Source organism: Gracilimonas tropica DSM 19535, assembly GCF_000375425.1.
Classification (GTDB): domain Bacteria; phylum Bacteroidota; class Rhodothermia; order Balneolales; family Balneolaceae; genus Gracilimonas; species Gracilimonas tropica.
On sequence record NZ_AQXG01000003.1, the window covers coordinates 368,366 to 385,594 of the forward strand.

At 41.6% G+C, this 17,229-nt stretch carries 14 protein-coding genes; 11 read left to right on the top strand and 3 right to left on the bottom strand.

Annotation, left to right across the window (positions count from 1 at the left end):
* Positions 1-23: 23 nt before the first annotated feature.
* Positions 24-2,141 (bottom strand): PAS domain S-box protein, encoded by a 2,118-nt coding sequence (locus B151_RS0108145; RefSeq protein ID WP_020403127.1) that lies wholly within the window; start codon positions 2,139-2,141, stop codon positions 24-26.
* A 160-nt stretch (positions 2,142-2,301) separates the two neighbouring features.
* Here B151_RS0108145 and thrS point away from each other — a divergent pair, with 160 nt between their 5' ends.
* From thrS to B151_RS0108200, 11 genes are all read left to right on the top strand, one after another.
* Positions 2,302-4,248 (top strand): threonine--tRNA ligase, encoded by a 1,947-nt coding sequence (thrS, locus tag B151_RS0108150; RefSeq protein ID WP_020403128.1) that lies wholly within the window; start codon positions 2,302-2,304, stop codon positions 4,246-4,248.
* A gap of 18 nt (positions 4,249-4,266) precedes the next feature.
* The gene (infC, locus tag B151_RS0108155) at positions 4,267-4,812 is read left to right on the top strand and encodes a translation initiation factor IF-3 (protein WP_071594691.1); all 546 of its coding nucleotides are present in this window, start codon (positions 4,267-4,269) and stop codon (positions 4,810-4,812) included.
* Positions 4,813-4,887: 75 nt separating this feature from the next.
* Positions 4,888-5,088: a 50S ribosomal protein L35 gene (rpmI, locus tag B151_RS0108160; protein ID WP_020403130.1), complete on the top strand. Its 201-nt coding sequence runs from the start codon at positions 4,888-4,890 to the stop codon at positions 5,086-5,088.
* Between the two features lie 19 nt (positions 5,089-5,107).
* Positions 5,108-5,455 carry a 50S ribosomal protein L20 gene (rplT, locus tag B151_RS0108165; protein WP_020403131.1) on the top strand — a complete coding sequence of 116 codons (348 nt, stop codon included), beginning with the start codon at positions 5,108-5,110 and terminating at the stop codon, positions 5,453-5,455.
* 194 nt (positions 5,456-5,649) lie between these two features.
* The gene (pheS, locus tag B151_RS0108170; RefSeq protein ID WP_020403132.1) at positions 5,650-6,657 is read left to right on the top strand and encodes a phenylalanine--tRNA ligase subunit alpha; all 1,008 of its coding nucleotides are present in this window, start codon (positions 5,650-5,652) and stop codon (positions 6,655-6,657) included.
* 18 nt (positions 6,658-6,675) lie between these two features.
* A complete protein-coding gene (pheT, locus tag B151_RS0108175; RefSeq protein ID WP_020403133.1) occupies positions 6,676-9,084 on the top strand; it encodes a phenylalanine--tRNA ligase subunit beta in 2,409 nt (802 codons plus the stop codon).
* 16 nt (positions 9,085-9,100) lie between these two features.
* Positions 9,101-9,355 carry a hypothetical protein gene (locus B151_RS0108180; protein ID WP_020403134.1) on the top strand — a complete coding sequence of 85 codons (255 nt, stop codon included), beginning with the start codon at positions 9,101-9,103 and terminating at the stop codon, positions 9,353-9,355.
* Positions 9,352-9,645: a cell division protein ZapA gene (locus B151_RS0108185; RefSeq protein ID WP_020403135.1), complete on the top strand. Its 294-nt coding sequence runs from the start codon at positions 9,352-9,354 to the stop codon at positions 9,643-9,645. Before B151_RS0108180 ends, B151_RS0108185 begins: the two co-directional genes overlap by 4 nt.
* 27 nt (positions 9,646-9,672) lie before the next feature.
* Positions 9,673-10,488, top strand: coding sequence for a TIGR00282 family metallophosphoesterase (locus B151_RS0108190; RefSeq protein ID WP_020403136.1), 816 nt, complete (start codon positions 9,673-9,675; stop codon positions 10,486-10,488).
* Positions 10,489-10,491: 3 nt separating this feature from the next.
* Positions 10,492-11,184, top strand: a complete 693-nt coding sequence (locus tag B151_RS0108195) for an ABC transporter ATP-binding protein (RefSeq protein ID WP_020403137.1) — start codon at positions 10,492-10,494, stop codon at positions 11,182-11,184.
* Positions 11,185-11,255: 71 nt separating this feature from the next.
* Positions 11,256-11,939 (top strand): tetratricopeptide repeat protein, encoded by a 684-nt coding sequence (locus tag B151_RS0108200; protein ID WP_020403138.1) that lies wholly within the window; start codon positions 11,256-11,258, stop codon positions 11,937-11,939.
* Positions 11,940-12,026: 87 nt separating this feature from the next.
* Here the strand turns inward: B151_RS0108200 and B151_RS0108205 are convergent, their stop codons facing one another.
* Both B151_RS0108205 and B151_RS19490 read right to left on the bottom strand, forming a co-directional pair.
* A complete protein-coding gene (locus B151_RS0108205; RefSeq protein ID WP_040516733.1) occupies positions 12,027-14,729 on the bottom strand; it encodes a ligand-binding sensor domain-containing protein in 2,703 nt (900 codons plus the stop codon).
* Between the two features lie 226 nt (positions 14,730-14,955).
* Entirely contained in the window at positions 14,956-17,178 is a 2,223-nt protein-coding gene (locus B151_RS19490; RefSeq protein WP_083909883.1) for a carbohydrate binding domain-containing protein, read from the bottom strand.
* Positions 17,179-17,229 lie beyond the last annotated feature (51 nt).

The window sequence follows — 17,229 nt, forward strand, 5'->3', positions numbered from 1 at the left end:
GTAATATATTTACACAGGCTTTTTTATTTTTTATCTAAAACCGTCTTCTTAAAAATAAATTCGAATACAGTACCTCCGTTACTGTGGTATTCAAAATCAGAATCAAGCTGTTTGGCGAGCGTTTTGATAAGTGTCATTCCCATTGATTCATTGATATCCAATGTAGAATGTTCGGGGAGGCCGACCCCATCATCTTCTACCTTCAGCTTAAGTTTGTTCTCTTTCCGGATCAGATCAACTCTTATACTTCCATATTTTCTGCCGTCAAAAGCATGTTTGAAGCTGTTTGTAATGATCTCATTAAGCAGAAGTCCACAGGGAATGGCTTGCGTGATCGGTAATTTTATAGCATCGATATTGAGTTTAATATCAACTTCTACAGAAGAATTACGCATGGTTCTGTGTATGACATCCGTCAGTTCCCCAAAATACTGTTGGATATCCACTTCAGAAAAATCATCACTTTTATAAAGTTTCTCATGAACCATGGCAATGGAATTCACCCTCATCTGGCTGGCCTTCAAAATTCGACGTGCACTTTCATTATCAGCAGAAAAGGATTGCAGTTCCAGCAAGCCGGTGATGACGGCCAGATTATTTTTGACCCGGTGATGGACTTCCGCCAACAGCATTTCTTTTTCTTTTAGGGATTTCCGAACCTGTTCTTCCGCTTTCTTGCGATCGGTTATATCTACATAAATACCATAAATGCCAACCACTTGTTTTTCTACCACAACGGGTACAGCATAAATAATAACATCAATGATCTTTCCATCCTTGCGGATCCTTTTTTCGGTCACCTCTTTTACACGGTCACTCTGAGAAAGCATTTGAGCCTGCTGATGACGTTTTTCCGGTACAATCAGCTTATCCAGTTCCAGTCCTTTGAGCTCAATCTCCCGGTAACCGAAAAGCTGTTCAAAACCGTCATTAACCATTTCCACTTCACGATGTTCATTCAGAAGGGCTATGCCAATTGGAGATGAATTGAACAATCTGCTGAATAATCCCTCCCGCTGTTTCAGGGCTTCTTCTGATTCCCTCCGGTCAGAGATATCGCGCTCAATCACGATCAAGACTTCCTCACCAAAATAAGTACCGGTATTGATCAAAAATTCGGTCGGTATGATCTCACCGTTCTTCTTACGGCCCCATCCCTCATATTTTCCAGGCTTTCCATCTCTCGCTTTTTCAATGATCTCCTTGATGCGTTCTTCATCATATTTTCCGGGTGCGGCCATGATCTTGTTGTGCTTACCAATAACGTCACGGCGCCGATATCCAAACGTTTTTTCGAGCCCTTCATTGGCTTCAATAATGATCCCGTCTTTATCCAATAAATAGATCGCATCACTTATCGAATTGAACAAATCCTGATAGCTCATCATGCTTCGCTTAGCATTGTCAAGAGCTTCTTCCCTGGCTGAGACATCATGAGTTAAAGAATAGATAGCGACCAGATTGCCTTCTTCATCGTACATTATGGAGTTGTACCATTCACAATAAATAACTTGCCCGTCTTTGGTGATATTTCGGTTGATGTGAGATATATTTCGTTCCTTGTTCGAAACGGTCTCCCGGATCTTATCACGAACAAGTTCAATATCATCAGGGTGTATAAACGACTTTAACAAGTTGTCTGAAGAAATCACTTCTTGCTGGGTGTACCCAAAAATTTCCTCGGCTTTTTCAGACCATCGTATAATGTTAAGATCTTTGTCCCATTCAATTTCAGCCAGTGGATAATTTCCCAAATCAAGCTGAGTGGAAAGAAGTTTTTTATTTCCGGTTCTCCCCTTTATAGCTTTGGTTACATTATGTGCGATCACCAATTTTGCGGGCTTTGCCTTATAGGTGATCAGGTGAGCGGAAAGTTGAAAATAAAGTTCCTTTCCGGCTTTTGATAGAAATAACCAAACCTTGTCAGCAAAATTTCCATCACGGTAATCCAGTTTAACATTCAGTTCACAAAGTGATTTTTCAGTCCCAAAGTCGATCACCCTTTTCTTTAAGAATTGTTTCTTTGGGAAGCCCAGAATATGTATTGCGGCAGCGTTTACATCCAATATTCTTAGCGTACTCTGCTCGCATACGAACATAGGTTGTGCATCGAAGAAGCTTTCTTCGGGGGTAAATTTCATGTAGTACCGTAGATGTTAATTACGTTAGCGTCCGAATATGCCATTTCTGATCCAGCAAATCCAATGTTATTTTAGTGTGATTATAGGCAGAATTGATCTGTGCGTACGTACTATTTTTTTTATCTTCCATGATCATCAAAATTTTGAGAATTAATACTGAATGTCAAACCAAAAAATAACGCTCACTTTACCCGACGGATCACAACGCGAATATTCATCAGGAGTCACCGGACTTGAAGTTGCACAATCTATAGCAGCCGGCTTAGCCCGTGCTGCCCTTAGCATTACGGTGAATGATGAAATTATAGATTTAGATCGCCCCATTACCGAAGATGCTGATATTGCCATCAACACCTGGGACAGTGAAGACGGGAAATATACCTTTTGGCATTCATCGGCTCACTTACTTGCAGAGGCTATTCAGGAACTGTATCCTGAAGCTAAGTTTGCTATTGGCCCGCCCATCGAAAATGGCTTCTATTATGATATCGATTTTGGAGGACAGCAGATCAGCCAGGAAGACCTACCAAAGATCGAACAGAAGATGATTGAGATGGCCCGGAAGAAATCCGAATTCGAGCGCAGGAATGTTTCTAAAGAAGAAGCACTCTCCTTCTACAAAGAAAGAGGAAATGAATATAAAGTTGAGCTGATCAAAGATCTGGAAGACGGTAATATCACTTTTTATACCCAAGGTGATTTTACCGATCTGTGTCGAGGTCCGCATATACCCAATACCGGTGATGTGAAAGCAGTGAAGCTTACCAGCCTGGCAGGAGCCTATTGGCGCGGTGATTCTGACAAACAGCAACTGACACGTATTTACGGCATCAGCTTTCCAAAGCAGAAGATGCTTGAGGAACACTTACACCGCATCGAAGAAGCCAAAAAGCGGGATCACCGAAAGCTTGGGAAAGAACTTGGCATTTACATGATCGACAATATGGTAGGCAGTGGCCTGCCTATGTGGCTCCCTAATGGAACCATTTTACGAAGAACACTGGAGGCTTTTCTTCGGGATGAACAGAAAAAGCGTGGTTATAAAGAAGTTATCACCCCACATATAGCAAATATTGAGCTGTACAAAACTTCCGGACATTATCCGTATTACAAAGACTCGCAATTCAATCCTATGGAAGTGGATGATGAGGAATACATGCTCAAACCCATGAATTGCCCACATCATCATCGGATCTATTCCAATGAACTCAGAAGTTATCGGGATCTTCCGTTGCGATTGGCTGAATTTGGTTCGGTTTACAGATATGAGCAATCCGGAGAACTAAGTGGACTTTCCCGCGTTCGGGGCTTTACTCAAGATGATGCCCATATTTATTGTACGCATGATCAGCTGAAGCAAGAGATCAAAAACACCATTGAATTGACCCAACTTGTATTCAGCACGTTTGGCATGCCGGTGGATATTCGCCTCTCCTACCGTGATGAAAATGAAAAGAAATATGGTGGAAACACCGATTATTGGGATCGCGCTCAAAAAGAAATTAAAGAAGTGGCCGATGAGATGGAGCTGGATTATACTATCGCTCCGGGTGAAGCCAGTTTTTACGGCCCAAAAATTGACTTTATTATTCGGGATGCCATCGGACGAAAATGGCAGCTCGGAACCGTACAGGTTGATTATGTTATGCCCGAGCGGTTTGATCTTACCTATATAGGTTCAGACAATGAGAAACACCGTCCGGTTATTATTCACCGTGCACCGTTTGGATCCATGGAGCGTTTCACCAGTATTTTGATTGAGCATTTTGCCGGTGATTTTCCACTTTGGCTATCACCTGAGCAAGTACGCATTCTTCCTATTTCAGATGAACAGAATGCATATGCAGAATACTGTTATGAGAAATTGAAAGAACTTGGAGTTCGTGTAGAACTTGACTCCCGAAGCGAACAAATCGGCGGAAAGATCCGTGATGCTGAAACGAGCAAGATCCCTTATATGTTGATTGTAGGTGCGAAAGAAGTCGAAAATGAAACCGTTTCAGTTCGCCGTCATAAAAAAGGCGATATTGGAACTTTCAAATTTTCTGATTTTCTTTCAGATGTAAACGAAGAAATTCAAACAAAAGCTTTACCAAATAAAGACTAACTAAACAACGAGGTTACTATCGCAAGAAGAAGTTACTCGCGGCGACCACCCAAAAATGAGGATCGCCCAAGAATTAATGAAGAAATCAGAGCCGATAAAGTACGGGTAATTAAACCCGATGAAGAACACGAGATCACATCCGTGGATCGTGCCATTAAAATTGCTGAATCGTACAATCTGGATCTGGTTGAAGTTGCTCCTAAAGCAAACCCTCCCGTTTGCAAGGTGATCGACTTCGGTAAGTACATGTACGAAAAGAAAAAGAAAGAGAAAGAAGCCAAAAAGAAACAGCATACTGTTTCTGTGAAAGAATTGCGCTTCCGGCCTAATACGGACGATCATGATCTTGAATTTAAAACCCGCCACGCCCGCGAATTTTTGGAAAGCGGAGATAAGGTAAAAGCAACCGTTCAGTTTCGTGGACGTGATATGCTTTATACAGAAAAAGGCGAATTATTGCTTTTGCAACTCGCTAAAGATCTTTCTGATGTGGGTAAAATTGAATCAAAGCCAAATATGGAAGGCCGTAGAATGATCATGATGTTAACCCCTTCCAAAAGTTAATTCCTTCGTTGCACAGGGATATAATTCTCCCTATTTTATAAGTCTTTAAATTTTCACAAAAGTTGGTGGATTTCCATGCCAAAAATGAAAAGCAACAGTGGTGCCAAAAAGCGGTTTAAAGTTACCGGATCCGGTAAAATTAAACGTAAAAAAGCTTTTAAGCGTCACATTTTGACCAAAAAAAGTAGTAAAACTAAGAGACAGCTTGGAAAAGACACATTGGTGGACAAAGCCGATGAAAAGTCTATCAAAAAGCAGATCCCTTATAAATTTTAATCACTAAACACACGACAAAATGCCACGTTCATTAAATTTGGTGGCTTCCCGTCGCCGTCGCAAGAAGATTATCAATCAAGCGAAAGGTTACTGGGGCAAGCGTAAAAACGTTTATACGATTTCTAAAAATGCGGTTGAGAAAGGTCTTCTATACCAATATCGCGACCGCAAGAATCGTAAACGTAATTTCCGTCGTCTATGGATTACCCGCATCAATGCGGCTGCTCGACTGAACGGTACTACTTATTCTAAGCTCATCCACGGGATGAAGCAGAAGGATATGCAGATCAACCGTAAAGTACTTGCAGATTTAGCCGTACACGATGCAGACACGTTTGCTGCTATTGTTCAGGAAGCCACTGCTTAATTGCATATATTTTTACTAAAACCGGTAGATCTTTTTCATAAGGTTTACCGGTTTTTTTATTTTTGGGAATTGTGTTTTGGTTCCAATTAAGAGCTTATTGACACAGTCACAATAATATACCTTATAACATACTTCGTTCTCGTTCCACACGCTCCGCGTTGGAACGCACATACTCACAATTAGATAAAGCATCTATGCTTGATGACATCAAAGTCTTAGAACAAGAAATTCAACAATTCAAGATCACTAACCAGGATCAGCTTGAGGAATTCCGGTTGGAATTCCTCTCCCGAAATGGGAAAGTTCAGTCTATGTTCAAAAACATGGGCAAAGTTCCAAAACAAGATCGAGCTGAGGTGGGAAAGGCCATGAATCTGGTAAAAGTATTGGCTGAATCAAAATTTGAAGATGCCAAACTGGCGCTTGAACAAGACCAAACCAAAGACCTGAGTGCCCGTGATGATATCACGCTCACTCCACCTTCCTGGCCTCTGGGTTCGTTGCATCCGCTCACCCAAACGCTTGAAGAGATGAAATCTATTTTCTACCGGCTGGGTTTTACCATTGCAGATGGTCCGGAGATCGAAGATGATTTTCACAACTTCACCGCGCTGAACTTCCCTCCCAATCACCCCGCCCGAGATGAGCAGGACACCTTTTTCATCCGGAAAAGTGACGATCCTGATATGCAGGATTTAGTGCTTAGAACACATACTTCCCCGGTTCAAATCAGATTGATGGAAAATACGAAACCGCCCATTCGTGCTATTATGCCAGGACGTGTATATCGGAATGAAGCGGTATCCCCGAAATCGTATTTCCTGTTTCACCAGGTTGAAGCGCTTTACGTGGATGAAAATGTCAGCGTAGCCGATTTAAAGGAAACGCTTATCACTTTTGCCAAACTTATGTTTGGAACGGATGTAAAATACCGGTTACGTCCCGGTTTCTTCCCTTTCACCGAACCCAGTTTAGAGATGGATGTTTGGTGGGGATCTGAAAAAGATGGAAAGTGGCTGGAAATTCTGGGCTCCGGAATGGTAGATCCCAATGTATTCAAACATGCCGGCGTAGATCCTGAAAAATACACCGGATTTGCCTGGGGTATGGGTGTGGAACGCATTGCGATTCTGCGTCACGGAATTGATGACATCCGTACCTTTTACGAAAACGACGTACGCTTTTTAGAACAGTTTAATTAAACACCGCTCTCTCTTTAAATGAAAGTATCCTACAACTGGCTTAACGAATTTATTGACCTTCCGCTTTCACCGGAAGAAACCGCAGAAAAATTAACGCTCATTGGACTTGAAGTCGAAGAGATCGAAGAATACGGCAGCTCGCTGGACGGCGTGATAGTCGGCGAAGTACTCGAAGTTCGGGAACATCCCAATGCCGACAGGCTTCAAGTTTGCGATGTAAACCTGGGCGATTCCAAAACGCAGATCGTATGTGGAGCAAAAAATGTGGCAGCCGGACAAAAAGTACCCGTAGCAACCGTGGGCTCTACCCTGCCAATCAAACTGGATGACGGCTCATTCCTGAAGATCAAGAAAGCCAAATTACGCGGGGAAGTTTCTGAAGGGATGATCTGTGCGGAAGACGAATTGGGCCTTGGCACCGACCATTCCGGCATCATGGTTTTAGAAGGAAATCCAAAAGTGGGAACCCCTATATCTGAGATCTTCGATCTTTATCAGGATACGATTATTGATATCGCCATCACACCAAACCGGCCGGATGCCACTTGTCATTTGGGAGTTGCGCGGGATTTATCTGCAGCATTGAATCTGGAACTGAAAAAGCCTGAAATTCCATCCGGGAAAGTCGTTGAGGATTCGGATGACATCACCATAAAAATTAAGAATACAGATAAGTGTCACCGCTATGTAGGTAAAATGGTGAAAGGTGTGGAAATCAAAGAATCGCCCCGCTGGCTGCAAAATAAGCTAAAGGCAATCGGAGTGCGGCCGGTGAATAATGTGGTCGATGTAACCAATTTTGTGATGCTGGAACTGGGTCAGCCCCTGCATGCTTTTGATTATACTACGATCCGCGGAAAAGAAATCGTTGTTAAAGATTTTGACAACGAAATTGAATTTGAAACGCTGGACCATGTAAAACGAAAATGTTCTCCGGGCACGTTGTTCATTTGTGATGGAGAAGGTCCCGTTGCTATTGCCGGCGTTATGGGTGGAGTGGATTCTGAAGTCAACGATGACACCACCGACATCCTCATCGAAAGCGCGTATTTCGATCCGGGTTCTATCCGCAGAACGGCAAAAGAGCAATCGCTTCAAACTGATGCCTCCTATCGTTTTGAGCGCGGAATTGACCCTAATTTACAAGCCATTGCTGCGGAACGAGCCGCTCAGTTGATTGCAGAATTGGCTGGTGGAACAATCTCAGATGAAACCATCGACATTCATCCCACCAAAACAGAAACGCATGAACTCACGCTTCGCAAAAGTTATGTAAATCGATTGCTGGGTACTGATTTCGAGATCGAAACGATTGCTAACATTTTGGATGGCCTGGAGCTGAATGAAGTTTCCAGAGATGAAGACACCATCACCTATGAGATCCCAACCTTCCGCCCTGATCTTGAGCGAGAAGTGGACCTGATCGAGGAAGTTGGGCGATTGTTTGATTACAACAAAATTCCTTATCCCGGACATGGAATTTTTGTTTCATCTGAGCCCATCAATGAGTGGGAGAAATTGAATCAGAAAATTCGTGAGACGGCTCAACAGCTTGGACTTCGGGAAATTTATTCCAACTCGCTGATCTCAGAAAAAGACGCAGCCCTTTACGGAGACCTTGACGATATGATCCCTGCATTAAATCCACTCAATAAAGATAACAGCACACTCCGTCCTTCCCTTTTGCATGGTTTTATGAAATCAGCGTCCTATAATTTCAACCGAAAAACAGCCGGAATTCGCTTTTTTGAATTGGGACATGTGTTCAATAAAGACGAAAAAGGAAGCTACTATAAGGGCATCAAAGAAGAAGTGCATGTACTTTTTGGGTTGGCTGGGTTAAAAAACAAGGATACCTGGTCTAAAGAGGCTGAATCTTATTCCGTATTTGACCTTAAAGCGCTCGTTAATGCTTTTTTCACCAAACTGAATTTGATCGATCATATTTCCGCAAAAGCTGAAAACGAGACTACCCTTACCTATTACTGGGGAGATGTTGAGATCGGTTCGTTGTTTGTTCCGGGCGATGACCTCAAGAAAGCCTACGATTTTGATCAGGAAGCCTTTGTAGCGGAGCTGTCAGTTTCTGACATTGCTGAAGCGCTTAAAGTGATTCCGCCTCACACCTTCCAGTCGGTGCCCAAATTCCCGGCTTTTGAATTCGATTTTGCAGTGATTGTCCCTCAGCAGGTGTCCGCCGGAGAGCTGATGGAAGTGATCAAAGACAAAGCCGGCGACCAACTGCAAGACATTGATATATTTGATGTTTTTGAAGGTGAATCAATCGGTGAAGGGAACAAAAGTCTGGCCTTCAGGCTACAATTTCTTGATCGCAACAAAACCTTGAATATCAAACAAGTAGAACCTATTATTCAGCGTATAGTTAAATCCCTTGAAAAGGAATTTTCAGCTAAACTCAGAGGGTAATTAATCTCGATAACGTATGAATAAACTTGCACAACAAAGTGATAAGTTCAGGCGGCTGCTGGATGAAGTTGGCACCGAGGTTGAACAACTTAAACAGGAAATTCGTGAGCTCAAACGAGACAACGCCAAATTAAAGGCTAAGCTCGAAGAAGAGCACGAAAAGCAAACCGATATTTTTTCTGCTATAAGTGAAAGCGAGCGTTTGGCTTTACGGCAGCATGTGCAAGGACTCATTCAAAAGATCGATCATCACCTGGGAGTTGACTCATGAAATCTATTAAAGTTTCCATTTTAGGAAAACAATACCCGCTGAAAGTAGAAGATCATGAAGAAGAAGCGATGCTGCGCATTTGCAAGTTCGTGGATGAGCGGTTCAAAACTTATCGTCAACAGTTGGTGAAACAACCTGAGTCTACGGTAATGGTATTAGCTGCCCTCAGTATAGCTGAAGAGTTATTCGAAGCACGAAATGCCAAGAGTGAGCTTGAGAACAGTGAAGAAGTCCTCATGGAACGGGTAAATCACAGCCTTGAACGGTTACTTTCAGAAATTAAAGAATAAAGCACTTATAAATAGCAGGAGTCCATTTTGGCTGATACAATCAGCATTTTTTTTGTAGGAGATATTGTTGGCGACCCCGGTATCGAAATGGTAAATACATTTCTTCCCAGTCTGATCAAGAAATATGATGCCGACTTTGTGATCGCTAATGCAGAAAACTCCCATGAAGGTTTTGGAACGAATCGGCACATCATAAAAAACTTGTTAGAACTTGGGGTCAGTGTTGTAACCGGAGGCGACCATTCCTTTGATAAATGGAAAGTGTTCGACTACATGCGTGAGCACGATCACATCCTCCGCCCCCTTAATTATCCAAAAGGTAATGCAGGACTTGGATTCAGTGTTTTCCCGGTTCCCAATAAAGAGCGCCTCAAAGTAGGCGTGCTGAATTTACAGGGAAGAACGTTTATGAACGCCATAGATGATCCATTCTCTGCGGCCGAATGGGCTTTGGAAAAGATCAGAGAAGAGACCAATATCATTTTTGTGGATTTCCATGCCGAAGCTACCGCCGAAAAACAATCCATGGGCTGGCATATTGATGGCAAAGCTTCCGTGATGGTTGGAACGCACACACACGTGCAAACCAACGATGCGCGAATTCTACCGCAGGGAACCGGCTACCTGACCGATGCCGGCATGACCGGCTCATTCAATTCTGTGATTGGGATGGACAAAAAAGTAGCCATCAAGCGGCTAATGACCGGCGTTCACCAAAAATATCAGGCCGCCAAAGGAGATAACCAGCTTTGTGGAGCATTTGCAAAAGTGGATGTAGAAACCGGCCGGTGCGTTCATATTGAACCTGTGACCTATCCGGGACTAGAATCCTCAAGGAATTAAATAATGGCTGAGAAAAAGATTGTTTTAGAGGCCAAAGACCTTTACAAAAGTTTTCCTGCCGGACAAGGCAAAGATGAATTGCATGTGTTGCAGGGATTAAATCTTGAGATCGAGGAAGGCAGTATCACCTCTATTGTAGGATCCAGCGGAAGTGGTAAAAGCACCTTACTTCACATTCTTGGAGGATTGGATACCGCAGACCGTGGAGATGTATTCTGGGGTGGAAAGAATATCACAGAATATAAATCAGATGACCTTGCGGAATTCCGAAACCGGTACATAGGTTTCGTGTTTCAGTTTCATCACCTGTTACCGGAATTTACTGCTTTAGAAAATGTGGCTATGCCCGCTCTTATTGCAGGAACTTCCAACAAAGAAGCTTTTGCAAGAGCCCAGGAATTATTGAACCTTTTTGGTATTGAAGGTAGAAAAAATCACCGACCGACCGAACTTTCAGGGGGAGAACAACAACGAGTTTCCATGGCCCGGGCGCTTATGAATCATCCCAAGATCATTCTTGCTGACGAACCCACTGGAAACCTGGACCAAGATAATACCAATATAATTCTTGACCAGTTATTTGAGCTTAGGGATGCTGTTGGGGTTTCGGTGCTGCTCATTACCCATGAAAAGGAAATAGCAGAACGTTCTGACCGTATCCTGAATCTTAAAAAAGGTATCCTGAAACCACTTTAACGTTTTGGGAAGTCCGAAAACAGTCCTATTTTTACAGCCTTAAAAAATCACAGCTATATCAATTAAAAATTATGTCTAAACGGCTTTCAAAAGAAGAATTAGAATCAGATCCGCTGATTGAGAATTTCAATCGCTTAAATGCTTTTTATAATGAGAACAAGACCACTGTAATAGCAACCTTGGTTGCGTTCGTTGTAATTGTTGGAGGGTTCTTTGGCTGGCAAGCCTATTCATCTTCTCAGGAGACTCAGGCTCAGGAATATCTTGCCATTGCTGAGAATTATTACACCAATGCAGAGTACGAAAATGCCCTTTACGGAGACGATGCAGCCCTCACATATGGCTTTGATCAGATCGCTGATGAATTCCCCATGACAAAAGCCGGAAACATGGCCAACTATTACGCCGCTGTTTCAAGTTTTGAACTGGGTGATGTTGAAACTGCGTTGACATACATCGAAGAATTTGAAATACCTGAAGGCATCCTGGGTGTAGGCCCCCTTACTTTCCATGGGAAATTGTTACTTGCCAACGGGAGCTATGAAGCAGCTGCTCAAAAATTCCTTGAAGCTGCCGAGTGGTCGGAAAATAATGTAACCACCCCTTCTAATTTATTTGAGGCCTCACAAGCTTATTATGAAGCTGGTAATTTTGAAAAAGCCGGTCAATTGGCTGATCAAATTATCGAAGAATACCCTGAAAGCAGTCAATTTGTGAAAGCTCAAAAGATGAAAGGAATGTTGGCAGCTAATTGATCAGCATTGCCTGAAATTTTCTAAAGGCCTTGTTATGATTATAACGAGGCTTTTTTTTTGCTACTGCTCTCTGTACTTCTTCATTTTTTATGATTCAATAGAATTCAAATAACTGTGCAAATCTTTGTCTGTTTCGATATCCAGTTTCTTTCTGAGTCGAGAACGACTTATGTACACACTCGAAGGTTTAATATTTAATAAATCTGCGATCTCTTTTGAATCGAAACCAATTTTGATATATGCACAAAGCCGTAAGTCATATCTCGTAAGATCGGGAAAATCGTGCCTTAAGGAATCAAAAAAGTCCTGATGAAGTTCATCAATCTGAATTTCAAAAGTATCGTCTTCTTTGGAATCCAGATTCTCATCAATAATATGCTTTATTTCAACCGCTCTTCGTTTTAATGACGCCGGGTTTTCCTGAATTTTCTCAAATTTATCCTTAATCTTTTTCAGAACTTTGTTTTTTTCGTCATTTTCTTTCGCTTTGGTTGCCAATTCGATAGTCTTATTTTTTAGCTCTGCTTTCAAATTTTTGTATTCTGCTCTGAGCTTTTCCTCCTCCACCCTCTTCAAACGTTGCTGAAAATGCTCCTGCTGTTTCTTAAGGGTTTTTCTCTGAGTTTCCAACATCCGTTTTTTCTGTTTATCAAGAGATAATCCAAACCAGGAATAAAATAGATATACGGCGACTAAAACCAATCCTAAATAACTCAAATAAGCATACCAAGAATGGTACCAGGGAGGCATCACCTTAAAATTAAATGTTGCGATGTTTGATGTCATTCCATCTACCAGCGCCCGCGCCCTTATTGTATGTTCCCCAAACGATAATCCTATAATTTCCAACGTATTGTTAGTACTTAGATTGGACCACTCTCCCGTTTTATCTGACCAAAACTGATATGTTACATGAGCCTGATTTGGGACTATGGCCTTTACTCTTAGATTGTTGAACTTATAAGAAACCTCATCTTTTCCTGATAGTTTTTTTCTTTGATCATTGTTAAAAGCCCAGGCATTTCTGAAGATCAAATTAAAGGTGGAATCCGATTCTTTTTCCTTAATGGACAGATCTTTTAACGCAAACCCATTATAAACCGGGTAGAATTGATACTGCTCGTTTAGGGGCGTTGGGGCACCATTTGGGAAGAGCAAATCACTGATACTACTTTTTGAATTTTCTTTGGGATATGCCTTAAACTTTTTTTCATCCGGCAAATATTCATATCGATATTGATCAGTTATTAGCGCAATTCCATTCTCATTTTTTTCCAGGTAATGATCCATACCTTCAAATTGGCTCACCTCAAAAATATCTCTGCTCCCGGGATAAAGATTCTGGTTAAGATCTGCTCTGATCACTCCATAGTTGGGAATATTTATCCACAAAACTCCATTTTGATTTACAAAAATCTGATCAACGGATCCTGCAATCAGCTCCATTTGTCTCAAGAACTGCCAGTTCTCTCCGGATCTTTCATAAATCAAAATACCATTGTAAGTTCCTGCTAATAAATAGTCACCATAGGGCTTTAAGGTTAAAATTCCCCGTTTTTCACCCACTCTTTCAAGTTCAGAATTCTTCACAACAAACAATCCCCGGTCGTGAGCAACCCAAACTTGATCATCAACAATATTCAAACTCCAAACCTGCCCCTCTGAACCATCAATGAGATCAAAATCATAAAACTCATTGCTGTTATTTAATCCCTCCCATTTTGATGTGTACAAACCCTGATTGGTGCCCAGATAAAACATATCATCTTTAAGCAAAGCATCGTGAGCCGTCCCAAAGGTTCCTAAATTGTCTAATACTACGGTGTAATTATCGCTTAGATCTATCGCCGAAATTCCATAATCCATTCCCAACCATAATTTATTGTTAGAACTGTAATGGATGCTCAAAATGGTATTATTTTGGAGCCCTTTACTTTTGTTGATGTGATGAATTAAGTTTCCTTCTAAATCAGTAATATAAAGTCCATTTAAAATGGTGCCAAAAGCCAGGTACGCATCACTTATCTGTTCAAAACTGAATACATTTGCGGTTTTCAGATCGTCTGTTATTTCAATTTCGAAGGGATTGAGTTGCCCATTTTCCAACCTCAACAATCCTTTGTTTTGAGATACAAAAATTAACTCATCTTCATATTTATAAATGCCCACGAATTCAACATCGAACTCTTCACCAAAAGTATTTTTTTTTCGGGGAGACAGGTTTTCTAATTGAAATAAACCATCAGCTTCATCTATGATAAAAACCTGGTCTTTATACTGAAAACTTTGCGCGATTCTGGTTGGCGCAGGTATCTTAGTAAGATTTTGTTCTTTATAGATATAAATATTGTATTCGGATATAAATAAAGGCGTTTCGTCCAGGTAGTGAACATTCCAGAATTCTTCACTTATATCGGTAAGATCTTCTTTAAATGGATACAGTGAGGTGTATTCAAATTCATTAAACCGATTTCTTTTCCATATCCCAAAGTCGCGGTCTGACCCGGTAAATAGTATGGAATCGTTTACTGCCACCACAGAACGAATGATGCCCTCACTGCCGTTATAATTTTTCCAGGTTTCCCCATCATATTCCAGCAATCCTTTATTCGCTGCCATATAAACTATTCCGTTGGGTGCCGTATCGATGTCCCAGATTTTGCCCATATGGTCAAATTCATCCGGTGTGAATCCTTTAAGCAGCGGCACACCTTTTTGTGGAATTTGCTGCGCATAAAGTGAACTGAAACTGCAAATCAGAATAAATAAATATCTAACAACTAACTTCAAAGTAAGCGGATGTTTAAATGACTAATAGATCCTGTTGAAAAGTACTAATGATTGGTATGCTTCCTAAATGACAATTTGAATATTTACATTCCCACCCGAATATAATCAACACATTCTCTATTACAAGAAAGCAATCTTAAGTTGTAGAAGGAATCTTTCGGGTATAAAAAAACCGGTTCTGAAACAGAACCGGTTTTTAAGCATTCTTAATAATGAATGGAGATTTTTATTTAATCAACATCATTTTACGAGTTGCTGAGAATGTTCCGGCTTCAATGCGGTAAATATACATTCCGCTTGAAAGATTTGAAGCATCGAAAGTTATAGTATAGGAACCCGGAGCTTGCCGGCCTTCATTTATTCTGGCAATCTCTCTACCTGTGATGTCAAACACAGCGAGTGTTACATTTGCAGCATTTGGTATCTGATAAGAGATATTGGTAGTTGGGTTGAACGGATTCGGATAGTTTTGATCGAGAGAAAAGCTGTTTGGCAGTTCATTATTCTCGATAGATGTACTCATATTACGGGTCAACGTAATGGTATAAACTTCATCAGCAAACCGAACGCTGTCGCCGGCCATTGCAGTTACTGTCCAGTCCAGAGTAATGGATGCGCCTTCTTCAACACCAAGATCGGCAAGGGTAGCGTCAAGAGCTCCATAAGTGAGTGTAAGAACTGTGTCCTGTCCTTCTACGTCAGATGGGATGCTTACCAGGGGATTGGCAAAACTGCTTCCAACAGTATCTGCATGCCAGGTATAGGTAACATCGGTATTAGATGCTGCCTGACTCCATTCAATTGCTACTTCAGTGGCTTGATCTCCATTTAGGCTTAATGAAGTATTATCGGGAGGTGAAAGCAGAGAGAACGCTTCGATGGTAGCCGGTTCTGCAGAACCTTCTCGGTACAGGTAAATGTTATCTACATAAGCCAAATCTACATTAGATGTGATCAAGAACTGGGCAAATGCACTTCTGTCGTCACCATTTATAATATTGGCTTCTGACAACGGAACATCCAATGAAACCCACTGACCTGATTCATCTCCTGTAAATGCATAATTTATTTCATAAGCATTAGTTTCGCCTGAACCACCTTCATGATTCGACCATTTTGAGTTGAATACTTTTCCAGTCAGATCTGTATCGGGTACCCAAAAGTCGATGTGGAAGTGCGTCATTGCAGAAGCATCAAATGGGCTTGAGGCAAAATCTACTCCCAAGAAGTTCACGAAAGAGACTTTCTTAGTATCGTTTCCATCAATAACTACATCTTCTATATCGGCTTGATCCCATTCTGCTGACCAGGAATCTACGGTGATATTGTCGTAGGAATTGCTGAATAATGAAATTACATCGCCTGCATTTCTTGCAGGAGGTGCGGGAGCTGCAACTTCAGGCTCAGGGATTACCACTTCGGAAGTATCAACAACGAGCGATACGTTATCGATCACAATTACGCCTGTTTCAGCACCCATATCAAACAGAACACGGCTGTTTGCGGAACCAAATCCGGTAGCTGTTAGCGGAAGCTCAAATGTTTGTGTTTGATCGGTTAAGTTAATGGTTTCAGTCACTGATGTGTACGGTGCTTCATTTAAACCAATTCCAGCGATCATAGTTCTGGTATTACCGGCTCCTGTTGAAGCGTCAAAGGAAAGAATGTATCGCTCGCCTTGAGTGATTTCTACCACTTGGCTCAGATTAACATTATAAGGTTCTGTAGCTGTTTCAACATTTGCAAAGAAATAGCTGTTTCCACCCTCTGTTCTGATCTCTCCGGCCGTTTCGGTCCAGGGAGCTCGTCCATCTTCAAAATCTCCGTTTACTAACAGCTCATCTCCTGGAGTTACTCCGCCATCTCCACCACTGCCTGATGAAGTGACTTTGATGCTATCTACTAAAATAGTACCGCCTTGGTCCTGGGCAGCACCGGCGGCTAAATTTAACTGAAGTTTTAAAGAGTTTGCAGAAGCTGAAATAGCCTCATGATCAAAAGTAAATGTGGTATATTCAGTATCACTGAGTTCGGCTATAATTCCATCATTTCGCTGTACAATGGAACCGCCAATATCGGTAAGAACGAATACGTTGGTACCAACTAAAGCTTCGGTTTTTATAGAAACTGACACCGTAACGGCTGTTTCACCGCCAAAGTCGATATCCGTAAATACTTTTTCCAGGATATAAGCTCTGCCGCCTTCACCATCAGCATTTACTCCCCCAAATCTCATAGCTCCGGTTCCATCTATACCTGCTGTTTCAGCCCATTCCAGGGTAACTTCATCAGGCTTGCTTGCCGCATCTCCGGCCGCGGTCCACCCATCAACAGATGTGGCTGCATCAAAGGATTCTATGGATAAATCCAAATTGTCCTGTGCAAATGCCAAATTCGACATCGCCAGCAGGGCAAATGTTAGTATTGTTGTTAATATTGATTTTTTCATAATTCTAAATTTATATGATTGTAATTTGTAGCTTTGGTTATGTTGATTTCG

What these genes read in the sequence shown, in the direction of transcription:
- B151_RS0108145 (WP_020403127.1), bottom strand. Translation starts at nt 2,141, where the DNA reads ATGAAATTTACCCCCGAAGAAAGCTTCTTCGATGCACAACCTATGTTC.
- thrS (WP_020403128.1), top strand. Translation starts at nt 2,302, where the DNA reads ATGTCAAACCAAAAAATAACGCTCACTTTACCCGACGGATCACAACGC.
- rpmI (WP_020403130.1), top strand. Translation starts at nt 4,888, where the DNA reads ATGCCAAAAATGAAAAGCAACAGTGGTGCCAAAAAGCGGTTTAAAGTT.
- rplT (WP_020403131.1), top strand. Translation starts at nt 5,108, where the DNA reads ATGCCACGTTCATTAAATTTGGTGGCTTCCCGTCGCCGTCGCAAGAAG.
- pheS (WP_020403132.1), top strand. Translation starts at nt 5,650, where the DNA reads ATGCTTGATGACATCAAAGTCTTAGAACAAGAAATTCAACAATTCAAG.
- pheT (WP_020403133.1), top strand. Translation starts at nt 6,676, where the DNA reads ATGAAAGTATCCTACAACTGGCTTAACGAATTTATTGACCTTCCGCTT.
- B151_RS0108180 (WP_020403134.1), top strand. Translation starts at nt 9,101, where the DNA reads ATGAATAAACTTGCACAACAAAGTGATAAGTTCAGGCGGCTGCTGGAT.
- B151_RS0108185 (WP_020403135.1), top strand. Translation starts at nt 9,352, where the DNA reads ATGAAATCTATTAAAGTTTCCATTTTAGGAAAACAATACCCGCTGAAA.
- B151_RS0108195 (WP_020403137.1), top strand. Translation starts at nt 10,492, where the DNA reads ATGGCTGAGAAAAAGATTGTTTTAGAGGCCAAAGACCTTTACAAAAGT.
- B151_RS0108200 (WP_020403138.1), top strand. Translation starts at nt 11,256, where the DNA reads ATGTCTAAACGGCTTTCAAAAGAAGAATTAGAATCAGATCCGCTGATT.
- B151_RS19490 (WP_083909883.1), bottom strand. Translation starts at nt 17,178, where the DNA reads ATGAAAAAATCAATATTAACAACAATACTAACATTTGCCCTGCTGGCG.